Annotated in this window: 13 protein-coding genes; 4 read left to right on the top strand and 9 right to left on the bottom strand. The window is 39.4% G+C overall.

The window, feature by feature from the left end; all coding sequences use genetic code 11:
• Positions 1-655 precede the first annotated feature (655 nt).
• Complete coding sequence (locus KC820_RS12725) at positions 656-1,225, top strand: biotin transporter BioY (protein WP_377862708.1); 570 nt, start codon at positions 656-658, stop codon at positions 1,223-1,225.
• A 294-nt stretch (positions 1,226-1,519) separates the two neighbouring features.
• Here the strand turns inward: KC820_RS12725 and groL are convergent, their stop codons facing one another.
• Complete coding sequence (gene groL, locus KC820_RS12730; RefSeq protein ID WP_212371580.1) at positions 1,520-3,151, bottom strand: chaperonin GroEL; 1,632 nt, start codon at positions 3,149-3,151, stop codon at positions 1,520-1,522.
• A 39-nt stretch (positions 3,152-3,190) separates the two neighbouring features.
• On the bottom strand, positions 3,191-3,475 hold the full coding sequence (gene groES, locus KC820_RS12735; RefSeq protein ID WP_212371582.1) for a co-chaperone GroES: 285 nt from the start codon (positions 3,473-3,475) through the stop codon (positions 3,191-3,193).
• Between the two features lie 219 nt (positions 3,476-3,694).
• Here groES and KC820_RS12740 point away from each other — a divergent pair, with 219 nt between their 5' ends.
• Together KC820_RS12740 and KC820_RS12745 are read left to right on the top strand one after the other, a co-directional pair.
• A complete protein-coding gene (locus KC820_RS12740) occupies positions 3,695-4,441 on the top strand; it encodes a CPBP family intramembrane glutamic endopeptidase (RefSeq protein ID WP_236782673.1) in 747 nt (248 codons plus the stop codon).
• Between the two features lie 3 nt (positions 4,442-4,444).
• Positions 4,445-4,648, top strand: coding sequence for a YdiK family protein (locus tag KC820_RS12745; protein WP_144088984.1), 204 nt, complete (start codon positions 4,445-4,447; stop codon positions 4,646-4,648).
• A 386-nt stretch (positions 4,649-5,034) separates the two neighbouring features.
• Here the strand turns inward: KC820_RS12745 and KC820_RS12750 are convergent, their stop codons facing one another.
• A complete protein-coding gene (locus KC820_RS12750; protein WP_212371584.1) occupies positions 5,035-6,444 on the bottom strand; it encodes an MDR family MFS transporter in 1,410 nt (469 codons plus the stop codon).
• Positions 6,445-6,478: 34 nt separating this feature from the next.
• Positions 6,479-7,108: a redox-sensing transcriptional repressor Rex gene (locus KC820_RS12755; protein WP_212371586.1), complete on the bottom strand. Its 630-nt coding sequence runs from the start codon at positions 7,106-7,108 to the stop codon at positions 6,479-6,481.
• Positions 7,109-7,195: 87 nt separating this feature from the next.
• Between KC820_RS12755 and KC820_RS12760 the strand changes: the two genes are divergently transcribed.
• Positions 7,196-9,136, top strand: coding sequence for an ABC-F family ATP-binding cassette domain-containing protein (locus KC820_RS12760; protein WP_212371588.1), 1,941 nt, complete (start codon positions 7,196-7,198; stop codon positions 9,134-9,136).
• Between the two features lie 311 nt (positions 9,137-9,447).
• On the opposite strand, the gene tsaD is transcribed toward KC820_RS12760, so the two are convergent.
• The 5 genes from tsaD to thiL are packed head-to-tail and all read right to left on the bottom strand — an operon-like array spanning position 9,448 to position 13,140.
• Positions 9,448-10,458 (bottom strand): tRNA (adenosine(37)-N6)-threonylcarbamoyltransferase complex transferase subunit TsaD, encoded by a 1,011-nt coding sequence (gene tsaD, locus KC820_RS12765; protein WP_212371589.1) that lies wholly within the window; start codon positions 10,456-10,458, stop codon positions 9,448-9,450.
• Positions 10,459-10,908, bottom strand: coding sequence for a ribosomal protein S18-alanine N-acetyltransferase (rimI, locus tag KC820_RS12770; protein WP_212371596.1), 450 nt, complete (start codon positions 10,906-10,908; stop codon positions 10,459-10,461).
• Positions 10,901-11,599 (bottom strand): tRNA (adenosine(37)-N6)-threonylcarbamoyltransferase complex dimerization subunit type 1 TsaB, encoded by a 699-nt coding sequence (gene tsaB / locus KC820_RS12775; RefSeq protein ID WP_144163755.1) that lies wholly within the window; start codon positions 11,597-11,599, stop codon positions 10,901-10,903. The genes rimI and tsaB overlap by 8 nt, the downstream gene beginning before the upstream one ends.
• Positions 11,596-12,045: a tRNA (adenosine(37)-N6)-threonylcarbamoyltransferase complex ATPase subunit type 1 TsaE gene (gene tsaE, locus KC820_RS12780; protein WP_144163754.1), complete on the bottom strand. Its 450-nt coding sequence runs from the start codon at positions 12,043-12,045 to the stop codon at positions 11,596-11,598. The genes tsaB and tsaE overlap by 4 nt, the downstream gene beginning before the upstream one ends.
• Positions 12,046-12,060: 15 nt before the next feature.
• The gene (gene thiL / locus KC820_RS12785) at positions 12,061-13,140 is read right to left on the bottom strand and encodes a thiamine-phosphate kinase (protein WP_212371591.1); all 1,080 of its coding nucleotides are present in this window, start codon (positions 13,138-13,140) and stop codon (positions 12,061-12,063) included.
• Positions 13,141-13,215 lie beyond the last annotated feature (75 nt).

Genomic DNA, 13,215 nt, shown 5'->3' on the forward strand with positions numbered 1-13,215 from the left:
TTCGTTGTTTACTCTGAGGATACCCTACCTCTTTTTTTGTCTTCAAGAGTTTTACACAAACTATTGTACGTCATCCTTCTTTTCTCATCGAATTCTAATCGTATTATACTTTTGGTATCAAAATATCTATCATTTTATCTGAACGTGTAGTATAAATAGCCTGATGATTATTTCCTGCCAAGTCACATAATACTGTCTTGTAAAAATACACTTGATGGTTTTCATGTAAGAAACTCTCTGGCTCTTCTTTAGCTTTCCCCCCATTTATTTTCCTTTTTATTCTTTCCTTAATAATATACTAAACAATATGGCCTTGATTTAGGCGCGATGATTATATAACAATCGCGCCCTTTCGGTTTAATCAAATAAGGTTCTTAAACTAGCGTAACTATAAATTGAAAATATAATTAACATACCAAGAAAGAAACAGTTGAATAACTTTGATGAGGTATCATATCAAAGTGGTGGAACTTCAACTTCTGTATTTTTATCATCACGAACAATGCATATTGAAACTTAAATCTGAAATAAGTGCTACTTCTTTTTAATGATCGTTATGTAGAAAGCTATAATTGTAAACCAATCAATGATAGTGGTTGACAATCACCCCCCTTCTTCTATTAAAATAATTTTTAACAGAAGGGGGACGTTTACATTGAATCGACAAGGTAATAAACTGAGAATTATGCTCAAGATCTCTATATTTGCCGCTATAACTGCAATACTTGCACAGATGGAAATTCCACTTCCACTTATTCCAATCAGTGGCCAGACATTGGCAGTAGGGATTGCAGCAACTGTTCTTGGAAGCCGTCATGGATCATTGGCAATGGTGCTCTATATGGCGATTGGAGCGGTCGGCCTTCCGGTATTCGCTGGATTCAGTGGGGGACCACAGGTGCTTGTAGGCCCTTCAGGTGGATATATTTTTGGGTTTATAGCCGCAGCGTACGTTACTGGTCTCATTTTGGAAAAAACAAGTTTTACAATCTCAATGGCTGTCATCGCAAATATTATGGGAATGTTTGTAACACTGGTTTTTGGTACTATTCATTTGAAACTTGTACTGGATCTTGGATGGAGTGCTTCCTTGGCTGCCGGTGTATACCCGTTTCTTGCTGTAGGATTCATTAAGGCATTTCTAGCCAGCTGGATTGGCATTGTTGTCAGAAGACGCCTAATACAAGCAAAAGTACTTGGAGATATGCCAAAAGAAGTTGCATAAGTTATGACACTAATTGAATCAAATAGAAGCACCATAAAAGTGTCACTTTGACCGATAATTTGCATTTATTTAAAGCGTTATTTGCATAATAGCTCAGTTATCTTTACATAAGAAGTTTAGCTGAGCTTCTTCATTATTAATATTTTATAATTAATATTTTTGCCATAACGTTATCTGTACTCAATTTTTTATGGTTACTTATTCATGTTACCTTTTTGTGACATACAAGAAAAAAACGAGGTCTACCCTCTGGCAAACCTCGTCATATCAAGCCTTTATTATTCAGTTTTTGGCTTACATCATGCCCGGCATGCCGCCGCCCATGCCGCCCATGTCTGGGGCGCCACCGCCGTTTTCTTCCGGTAGGTCGGCAACTACTGCTTCAGTTGTTAGGAACATCGCAGCTACAGATGCAGCGTGCTGTAACGCTGAACGAGTTACTTTTGTTGGGTCTACAATACCTGCTTCTACCATGTTCACCCACTCGCCTGTCGCAGCGTTGAATCCAACACCTAGATCTTCACCTTTTAGACGTTCAACGATAATTGAACCTTCTAGTCCGGAGTTTTCGGCAATTTGACGTACTGGTTCTTCTAGTGCACGAAGAACAATGTTTTTACCTGTTTCTTCGTCGCCTTCTAGAGACAACTCGCTTACTTTGCGGTAGATATTAACAAGAGCTGTTCCACCACCGGAAACGATTCCTTCTTCAACTGCTGCACGCGTTGAGTTCAATGCGTCTTCGATGCGTAGTTTTTTCTCTTTCAATTCAGTTTCTGTTGCAGCACCTACTTTGATGACTGCTACTCCGCCTGCTAATTTAGCTAAGCGCTCTTGTAATTTTTCTTTATCGAAATCAGAAGTTGTTTCTTCTAATTGAGCACGTAGCTGGTTAACGCGAGCAGATAGTTCGTCCGCTTGGCCAGCGCCTTCAACGATTGTTGTATTTTCTTTTGTGACAACAACTTTTGAAGCACGGCCTAATTGGTCAATTGTAGCTGATTTCAAGTCTAGACCTAAGTCCTCTGTAATTACTTCTGCTCCAGTTAGAGTCGCGATGTCTTCAAGCATTGCTTTACGACGGTCACCGAAACCAGGAGCTTTTACGGCAACTGCGTTGAATGTGCCACGTAGTTTGTTGACAACAAGTGTTGCTAGCGCTTCGCCTTCAACATCTTCAGCAATAATCAAGATTGGCTTGCTTTGCTGTACAACTTGCTCTAATACAGGAAGAACTTCTTGGATATTGCTAATTTTCTTATCTGTAATTAGAATGTATGGATCTTCAAGCTCTGCTTCCATTTTATCTTGGTCAGAAACCATATACGGAGAAGCATAGCCACGGTCGAACTGCATACCTTCAACGACTTCTAGCTCTGTTGCAAAACCTTTAGATTCTTCGATTGTAATAACACCATCGTTACCCACACGGTCCATTGCTTCAGCGATCAACTGACCAACTTCTTCATCTGCAGAAGAGATTGAAGCAACTTGTGCAATCGAGTCTTTTCCTTCAATTGTTTCAGAAATCTCGCGAAGTTCGTTTGTTGCTAATTCAACAGCTTTTTCAATTCCGCGACGAATACCTACTGGGTTTGCACCAGATGTTACGTTTTTCAATCCTTCACTAATCATGGCTTGTGCCAAAACCGTTGCCGTTGTTGTACCGTCACCAGCAACATCGTTTGTTTTGGAAGCAACTTCGGATACAAGCTGTGCACCCATATTTTCAAAGTGGTTTTCCAATTCGATTTCCTTTGCGATTGTTACACCATCATTCGTAATCAATGGAGAACCAAATTTCTTCTCAAGAACAACGTTACGTCCTTTTGGTCCCAATGTTACTTTTACGGCATCTGCCAATGTATTAACACCATTAAGCATTTGACGACGAGCGTCTTCACCAAACTTCATTTCTTTAGCCATAAGTATAAATACCTCCTTGATTCATTCCGTTAATTTGTATTACTGAACAACAGCCAGGATGTCGTTTTCTCGTAAGACTAAGTATTCTTTGCCGTCCTGCTTCACTTCTGTTCCTGCAAATTTTGAATAAATGACGCGGTCTCCTTCTTTCACTTCTAGTGCAACCTTTTCACCTTGTTCAGTCACTCGACCAGAGCCAACTGCCACAACTTTCCCTTCTTGTGGCTTTTCTTTTGCGGAATCAGGCAAAACAATTCCACTTGTTGTTGTTTCTTCTTGCTCAACAACCTCGATAATGACGCGATCTCCTAGTGGTTTTAACACGACAAAAACCTCCTCTTATGAATTGAATAATCGTTTTGTTAGCACTCGTGTTAGCTGAGTGCTAAATCCAATATTATAATACTCAATCTTTTATTTTTTTGCAAGTAAAAAACAATATTTTTGTTTCAGCTTTTGATTTAGTATAAAATAAACGTTAGGTTCTTTTTTGATTTCTAAAAAATAGCTTAAAAATAGCCAACAAAACTAGTGTATCATCTCATGAATGATGAACAAAAGGAGACGGTTGAATTGCCTCAAAGATATTGGATCATCATCTTCACTTATATATTGGTACAACTTTCACCACTCGTCGGTATGGGGCTCTTTGAGCGTGTCTTTCCGAGTTTGGAAAAGGTCGATCACTTCGTCTATTGGCATTTGTTCAGTTATACGATCGCAGCGTTCGTCATGCTATACTTGATTAGAGAAGATATGAAACCAAGCAATATGCGCGACCGCGAAGGAATTGGCAAGCTAATCGGCTGGTCCATTGGCGGCGTATTCATTGCATATGGTGCGCAAATGATAGCCAATATCATTAATTTCCAATTTATAGGCATTGACCAAGCCTCTGAAAATACGACGGATATTATTAGCATTATCGAGGCGAATTATTGGTTTATTATTGTACCCATTGTATTCGCGCCATTTTTCGAAGAATTGATTTTCCGAAAAATTTTCTTTGGACAACTCTACAAACGAATGAATTTCTTTTTTGCAGCGCTACTTTCTTCTTTAATATTCAGCGCTTTGCATCTTGATTTCACGTTCACTTTAACGTATGTGGCTATGGGTTTTGCTTTTTCATATTTATATGTAAAAACGAAAAGAATCATTGTACCGATGATCGCCCACGGAGCCATGAATGCAACGGCCGTATTAATTAACCTATTCGTCGATATAGAAGATTTGGAAAGACGGCTACAGGAATTAGAAAATACGGCAACAATTTTAATTGGGGGATAACTTATGCGTGCATCACCGCGATTTTTTGCGATTATTTATTTGCTGATGGGGCTAGGATTCATGTACATTGCTTACATGAGTGTTGAAGATACTGTCTGGAACATTGCGACAATCATTTTCACACTGATCGCCGCGTTCGACTTCGGCGCAGCAATCAAAATGTTCGGGCTCCACAGACGTTTAAAAGAACAACAAGAGAAAAAATAGTACGAAAAATCGAGATGGCATGTAGCTGTCTCGATTTTTTTTGTGTGAACTACGACATGCTTGAGTAGCGAGGAACATTTTTCAAGTAATTAGGCTAAATTCTTTAAGCGAATTATCAGGCTTCTTGAGTAATTAGCACATTTTCAGTCAGATTGTTGTTTTTGGTAATTACGAGGCACACCCAAAGTGATTGAACCTCACCTATATGAACCCAATTTAGAAAAATATGTGCCTACTACCTCGCCTTATGCTCTTAGTTGCATAAAATATGAGACCAAAGCAAAAAAATATGCTACCAATCCAAAAAAATATGCTCCCGAATCTAAAATATATGCGCCCACCCCTACGAACAATCAAAAAACCTTCTCCAAATCGGAGAAGGTTCCTTATTCTTCATTATATTCCTGCTTCATCCGGCATGCTGCCGGAATGGCGCTCGCTACAATTACTGCAGCTATGATAAACGCTTCATTAAGTGCTTGCATCGTTGCCGCTTCAGCAGATATCTCATTTGCAAGCATGATGCTCCCTCGGCGTGTTTCGTAATAAACGGAAAATAATACAATTCCCATTGACGAAGCAATTTGACGGATGAGGTTGTTCATCGCTGAACCTTGGGCGACAAGTCTCTCTGGTATGGCATTCATGCCTGCCGTGGTAGCCGGCATATTACCAAATCCTAAACCAAATCCATGAATCGCAAAGAATACAACGACTAACCAATAAGGTGTTGAGAGGTCAACAAAAAATCCAAACAATAAGGATGCACCAGCAATTAACACTAAGCCTGGTGGCACGACGAATTTCGGGCCTTTCAAATCAAGTAATTTCCCACCTAATGTCATAAATACACCACTCGCTAGCGCACTTGGTAAGAAAACGAGTCCGGTTTCAATAAGCCCTAATCCTAATGCTTCTTGGATTAAATACGGAATTAAGAAAAGACCAGAGAACAAACCGATGGACGCCGCAGATGTAACCATAATTGAATATCGGTACGTTTTAATTCGAAACACGGTTAAATCCAGTAAAGGTTGTTTTAATTTTAACTCGTAACGAACAAATAAAATAATTAAAATGGAACCGACGATGACTAAGAATAAATTAGTCCAAGTAAGTGCGGACTCAAACTCACGGCCTTGTCCAAGAACATAGAGAATAGAACCAACCCCGACAGTAATCATCGAGAAACCGATCCAATCAAATTTCAACGATGGATCAGATGGTGTCGGTTTTAGGTATTTAGTAGATAGAGTCAAACTCAGTAAACCAAAAGGAATATTGAATAGAAATAGAAAATACCATGAGAAGTTTTCTGCAATTACGCCACCGATCGTCGGTCCAATGGCCGGTGCAATCATCACAGAAATTCCATAAACCCCGACGGCAAAACCTCGCTCATTTCTCGGAAAGGCTTGAAAGATTAATGCCATGGCGTTCGGCATCATTAATCCCCCGGCGATTCCTTGTACAGCACGGGCAATAATGACCATGCTTAATGTTTGGGAGAGTGCACCGAGTGTCGAACCTGTCATGAACAAAAGCAAACCAGCAATATACACTTTCTTTTTTCCGAATCGGTCGCCTAAGTAACCAGTCAGTGGCATCGTCATACCCATAGAAAGCATAAAAATCGTTAAGATCCAACTGACTCCGACGGCATCTGAATCAAATATATACATAAAATCCGGAAGAACCGGATTCAGCATACTGTTATTTAGAATGACTGTAAATGTTCCGAATAAAACGGAGACAATGACGAGCCATTTATTCGTTGTATCAGCTTCCTTGCTCAATGCTGTTCACCTCAATACGTTTTCCAACAAAATTTTACGATTTGTTTTTTAAAAAATAATTCAATGTTTGTAACTCAACGGCTAAATCAATGCTATGTACCTGGACGGCATCCGGTACGTTTAAACGAACTGGCGTGAAGTTCAGAATTCCTTCGATTCCGCTGTCGACTAAGCGGTCAGCTACTTGCTGGGAAGCACTTGCGGGTACTGTCAGTATAGCTACTTGAATTCCCGATTCCTTTAACGTCGTTTCAAGCTCGTCTAATGCATAAATGTGTACATTTCCAATCGAATGGCCGATTTTCTGCTTATTCGTATCAAACGCTAAATCAATTCTCATATTATCATTCTTGATGAAATTATAGTTCAATAATGCTTTCCCTAAGTTCCCGACACCGATCAGTGCAACTTTCGCCACTTCATCTTGGTCTAGAATTTTCCGGAAAAATTGAATCAATTTTTGGATATCATACCCATAACCTTTTCTGCCTAACTCACCGAAATACGAGAAGTCTTTTCGGATCGTTGCTGAATCTATTTTGACAATTTCACTTAGTTCCTTCGAGGAAATTCGACTTTTCCCTTGATCTGAAAGAATATTTAAATGTCGATAGTAAAGCGGCAGCCGCTTCACCGTTGCTCGTGGGATGCGGTCATCTTTCATTACTCAGACTCCTTTTAACCAATTCAACCACTAACGTATTCTCCATAACAATGCTAAAATGGAGGAGAACTAGTTAGAGGTGAAATGATGATCTTAATGCAATTAAATCAAGTCAGTAAATATTTTGGCGCTGACCTTATTCTATCGGATATTAAATTAGAAGTACATAATCAAGATCGAATTGCCATCGTCGGGCGTAACGGCGCTGGGAAATCGACCTTGCTTAAAATAATGGCTGGTGAACTTTCCTATGAAGGTGAAATCTATCAACCAAAAGATTTGACGATCGGTTATTTGGAACAACATACCGGTTTTAATTCTACCGCGAGCATATGGGATGAGATGCTCACCCTATTTAAAGATACAATCGCTTTGGAAAAAGATCTGCGGGCAATGGAAATAAAGATGGCTGATCCTGATGAAATGAAAGATGAAGAAACCTACCAACAACTGCTCCATGACTATGATCGAAAACAAAACTTGTTTCAGTCTTCTGGTGGCTTTCAATATGAAGCTGAGATTGAATCTGTCTTGCATGGACTAGATTTTGGCCATTTTGATTTTTCCACACCTGTTAATGAATTAAGTGGTGGGCAAAAAACGAGGCTCGCATTGGCGAAGCTGTTATTGTCCAAACCACAACTTTTAATTTTGGACGAGCCGACAAACCATTTGGATATCCGAACACTAAGTTGGTTGGAATCCTATTTAAGAGGATATGACGGTGCGATTGTGATCGTTTCCCACGACCGATATTTTCTAGACCGAACCATTTCCACCGTTTATGAAGTGACTTTCCAACGAACGAAGAAATATCATGGAAACTATAGCTATTATTTAACGCAACGCGCAAAAGATTATGAGCTTGAATTAAAGCAATACGACAAACAGCAAGCGGAAGTGAAACAATTAGAAGACTTCATTCAACGGAATATTGCTAGAGATTCTACCAGTAATCGAGCGAAAGCGAGAAGAAAGCAATTAGAGAAAATGGAGATTATGGACCGCCCGACATTGGAAAATAAATCGACGAAGTTTTCATTCTCCATCCAACGCAAAAGTGGAAATGATGTATTGAAAGTTGAAAACTTGATGGCTCAATATGAAGACATGGATAAACCCGTCTTCCAAAATGTGAACTTCCATGTAAACAGAGGAGAACGTTTAGCGATTGTCGGACCCAATGGGGTTGGGAAATCAACATTGCTCAAAGCGATTTTAAAGAAATTGGAACAAGTACACGGAACAATCCAAGTCGGCACAAATGTACAATTTGGTTATTATGATCAGGAACAAGCATCCTTGCATCCGAAAAAAACTGTTCTTCAGGAATTATGGGATGACTATCCGCAGAAAAATGAAAAAGACATTCGCACGATTCTCGGGAACTTTTTATTCAGTGGTGATGATGTATTAAAAACAGTCGGGATGCTGAGCGGCGGCGAGAAAGCTCGGCTGCTCTTATCGAAGCTCATGCTACAACAAGCAAACGTACTTGTAATGGACGAACCGACAAACCACTTAGACTTAGACAGTAAGGAAGTTCTTGAAGCAGCATTGGCTGATTTTCCAGGAACCATCCTTTTTGTATCGCACGACCGTTATTTCATTAACCGAATTGCCACTCAAGTAATGGAATTAACCAAAGAAGGTTCGCGCATCTTTTTAGGTGACTATGATTATTATATAGAAAAAATTGAAGAAGAAGCTGAATTAGAAGAATTGGCAAGAGCGGAAAACGAACTCGAAAGTGAGCAACCAGATAAACAAGACTTTCAGGCGGAAAAACAATTCAAACGTGAATATCGTAAAGTGCAACGGAAACTTGAAGCCATTGTGGAAGAAATCAGTAATACAGAAACGAAAATCGAACAGTTAGAAGAAACGATGAGCGGTCCTGAAATTGCTGGTGATTATTCAAGACTACAATCCATTCAAGACGACTTGCAGCATCATCAACATCTACTCGAAAAACATATGGAAGAGTGGGAGCAGTTGCAACTGCAGATGGATGAAATGAATGAATAAACAGCTTTATTCCACATTAAACCCGAACTAAAATTTAGTTCGGGTTATTTATATGGTGATTGTATTCAATATTATTGATCTATACTTTAATAGGAAAGTTAACTAGAAATATAATCGTTTTTTCATATTCTTTTATCCACGAACATATCCACATACCCCCCCTTGATTTAAGAGCAATCCACAGACTTATACACGTTATCCACAGTTAAATATAAAATTATCCACATATTTATTCACATTATCAACAGCGTCATGGCAACCTATATAAAAAAATACCCACAGCAACTTCTTGTCACTGTGGATAACATGTTTTACCTTTCTATCATTAACCCAGGTTGTGCATTTAAATTCAGACTGGCATATTGATTGTTACGATATTGAATGGATGCGGCTGCTCCGATCATCGCTGCATTATCCGTACATAAATAAAGCGGAGGAATGGACACCGCAATGTTTGTCCCTTCAAATCTTTCTTGAATTGATCGTCGTAGTGCGCGATTCGCAGAAACACCACCGGCAACGATTAATTGCTTCACACCGTATTGTTGGGCCGCCTGATACGTTTTTTCAACTAACACATCAACGACACTGGCTTGGAAAGATGCTGCGATATTAGCTTTAGATATAGGTTCGTTTTTTTGCTTTAACTGATGGATTTGATTTACAACAGCCGTTTTCAATCCACTGAAGCTAAAATCAAATGAGTCTTTTTCCAACCACGATCGCGGGAAATCATATGTTTCTTCTCCTTCGTGAGCCAGTTGATCGATGACTGGTCCACCTGGATAAGGTAAGTCTAATGCTTTTGCGACTTTATCATATGCTTCGCCTGCAGCATCATCTCTTGTTTCACCAATAATTTCGTAGTCGCCGTGCTCTTTCATTAAGATTAACTCTGTATGTCCTCCAGAAACAACTAAGCTTAACAGCGGAAATTGAAATTCTTGTTCCAACCGATTAGCATAAATATGACCGGCAATATGATGCACACCAATTAATGGTTTCTGATGAGCGAATGCCAACGTTTTTGCCGCATTCACACCAATTAACAATGCACCGACTAAACCTGGTCCTTCAGTGACAGCAATCGCATCAATCTCATCCATCGTGACTTTCGCTTCGTTTAATGCTTTTTCAATGACTAATGTAATCTGTTCAATATGGTGACGAGAAGCCAGCTCAGGTACAACACCACCAAATTTCTGGTGAATCTCCATTTGCGTAGCGACGACATTAGAAAGTAAGGTTGTACCTCCCTCGACGACTGCTGCAGCTGTCTCATCACAGCTTGTTTCAATTGCTAATATCTTTTCTTGATCCATTTATAATTCCACCCACATGACAATGGCATCTTCCCCATCATCTTGATAATAATTTTTTCGTACACCTACTGGTTTCATACCAAACCGTTCATATAATCGTTGAGCCACATGATTGGATTTTCGTACTTCCAATGTAAGCTCAGTTGCACCTTTCAACCTCAAGTATTTGAGCATTCGTTGAAATAACTGCACGCTATAGCCTTGTCCTCGTTCATCCGGATGGATTGCAATGTTCGTAATTTGAGCCGCCTCAACAACTGTCCATGTACCACAATAGCCAATGACTCGATCTCCTTTTTCAATGACTAGGTAATCTGAAAATGGATTATTGATTAAGTCATGTAAAATGTCTGCTTTCCTCCATGGTGAACGGAAGGAAGCATATTCTACGTCCATCACTTGATCCAAATCTTCAATGGTCATCCGTCTGACAATCGCTTCCTTACTCATTGCGTCCATTTTTCTCCATCCATTTGACTTCAGCCTCAACTAATCGGTGATAATTCGGACTCGTTGAATGAATATCCACGGGTTCTCGATCTTTTCCCAGTAGAACAAGCTGGCCCGCTTGCGGGAAACTCAGATGCCCTCTAATCCATTTGGCACGATCGCCTAATTTTTCAGAAACCAAATCATGAAATGAATGCTCTGTTGGACTGACCATTGTAATCGGTTCTCCCAATTCATTTAGTTGATTCAACCACTCGTCCATCGCGATATTCTGGTCAGGCAATTGTACCGCTAATTGGCCTTCTTGAGCACGATACAATCCAGTGAAGACGTTTCCCCGTCTCGCATCGAAAAACGAGCAAACAAGACCATTTGAGTAAATTAGATTAGCCGCTACAAGCTCAAGACTAGAGACAGTAACTAATGGGATATTTAACGACCAAGCCAGTGTTTTTGCCGTAGTGACACCAATCCGTAATCCTGTATACGAACCAGGACCATTAGCAACGACAATTTTCGAAAGATCTTTAGGCTGAAGGTTCACTTCCTTCATTAAATACTCAATCGCTGGCATCAATTGCACAGAATGATTTCGTTTACTATTTAACGTGTGCTCAATCAAAGGAATCTCATTGTGATATAATGCGACACTCATTGGTCGGTTCGAAGTATCGATTGCTAATATGTTCATTGTTGAAGCTCCTCAATTAATTTCTCATATTCTTCGCCAATAGGTTGAAGAAGAATTTGACGTTGATCTGCACTTTCCTTCTTCATTTGAATCTTTAAGTACGTATCAGGTAGAAAAGTGTGAATATAATCGGACCATTCGATCACAGTGACACCCTCACCTGAAAAATATTCATCAAAACCAATATCCTCTTCGCTATCCTCCAGTCGATACACATCCATGTGATAAAGAGGCATCCGACCACGATACTCTTTTACAATCGTATAGGTTGGACTATTGACTGTTCGTTTGACTCCTAACCCTTTTGCTAACCCCTTTGTAAACGTTGTTTTCCCTGCACCTAAATCACCATCGAGCGTGATTACTTGATTTGGTTGTAATAACTCGCCTAACCTTTCAGCAAAATCCATTGTTTCTTCTTCATTATTTGCAATAAATTCTTTCATCCAATCACCTATCTTCTAGCCATGTGAATAACCACTTTTACACAAAATTGTTTTTGTTTCATTTATCGTTAAATATACTTCTGGCGTACTTGTTTCAGCAGTAACCTTGCCAATAGGTGTCACTGGTAGCTGATTGTTTGTAGCCTCTTTCAATAGATCCCATTCTGTTGGAGAACACGTGCCGACCAACTCAAAGTCTTCTCCACTTGATAAAACATACTTTTTTAATTGCTCAATTTCTATATTGGTCATTTTAGAATGGATCGGTAAGTCATCCCAATTGATTTCAATCATAACATTTGAAGCCTCAGCGATTTCATTGAGTTCACTTGCCAATCCATCACTCAGGTCATTCAATGACATACGAGTTACTGAATCCGTCAATTCCGCAAAATCAAGCCGGGGAGTAGGTCGTTTATGCCGGTCAGTAAAATGATTTTCAAATAGAACATCCGATTTTAATAGGTCATAACCATAAGCAGCTTCACCTAAATTACCCGTAACAAATACAATATCGTTTGTTTTCGCGTAACTTCTTAATCGTTTTTTATTCGGCAACACTTTTCCAAATACACTTATCGTAATGACCAATTCATTTGCTGAAACTGTATCTCCACCAATTAAATCGACTTTATACTTTTTGGCTAGTTCGTCCATACCAAGATATAAATCGATTAACTGTTCATCAGAATAAGTTGACGGTACAGCTATATTTACAGCGTAATAGAGCGGCGTTGCTCCCATTGCTGCCAGGTCACTTAAATTTGCCGCCAACACACGGAAGCCAATATCCTTTAACTCCATATATTCAAAAGAGAAATGAACATTCTCCACCATTGTATCAGAAGCGATAACAAGCTCATATCCATTGGGCGGCTTTACAACAGCTGCGTCATCACCGATCCCTTTAATAACTGATGAGTTTCTGTAATAAGACGGTTTAATCTTTTGAATAAACTCAAACTCCTTCAAAACAACACCACCAATGAAGAGATCTTTTTTCAATAATAACATGTGCTTATGAAATTCGTTAGTAGAATACTTTTCATACGTATGAGAAAAGTATTCTTTCTTTTCATAGAAAATAATTTTCATGCTAAAATCGAGTAGGAGGAGGTAGTTAACCTCCGACCTCTCACACCACCGTACGTACGGTTCCGTATACGGCGG

Origin of the sequence: Allobacillus saliphilus, assembly GCF_018138385.1 — a bacterium.
Taxonomy (GTDB): domain Bacteria; phylum Bacillota; class Bacilli; order Bacillales; family Alkalibacillaceae; genus Allobacillus; species Allobacillus saliphilus.

Bases quoted from the DNA above. Each gene is read 5' to 3' on its own strand.
- groL (WP_212371580.1), bottom strand. From the start codon at position 3,151: ATGGCTAAAGAAATGAAGTTTGGTGAAGACGCTCGTCGTCAAATGCTT.
- KC820_RS12740 (WP_236782673.1), top strand. From the start codon at position 3,695: ATGAATGATGAACAAAAGGAGACGGTTGAATTGCCTCAAAGATATTGG.
- KC820_RS12745 (WP_144088984.1), top strand. From the start codon at position 4,445: ATGCGTGCATCACCGCGATTTTTTGCGATTATTTATTTGCTGATGGGG.
- KC820_RS12755 (WP_212371586.1), bottom strand. From the start codon at position 7,108: ATGAAAGATGACCGCATCCCACGAGCAACGGTGAAGCGGCTGCCGCTT.
- KC820_RS12760 (WP_212371588.1), top strand. From the start codon at position 7,196: ATGATCTTAATGCAATTAAATCAAGTCAGTAAATATTTTGGCGCTGAC.
- tsaD (WP_212371589.1), bottom strand. From the start codon at position 10,458: ATGGATCAAGAAAAGATATTAGCAATTGAAACAAGCTGTGATGAGACA.
- rimI (WP_212371596.1), bottom strand. From the start codon at position 10,908: ATGAGTAAGGAAGCGATTGTCAGACGGATGACCATTGAAGATTTGGAT.
- tsaB (WP_144163755.1), bottom strand. From the start codon at position 11,599: ATGAACATATTAGCAATCGATACTTCGAACCGACCAATGAGTGTCGCA.
- tsaE (WP_144163754.1), bottom strand. From the start codon at position 12,045: ATGAAAGAATTTATTGCAAATAATGAAGAAGAAACAATGGATTTTGCT.
- thiL (WP_212371591.1), bottom strand. From the start codon at position 13,140: ATGAAAATTATTTTCTATGAAAAGAAAGAATACTTTTCTCATACGTAT.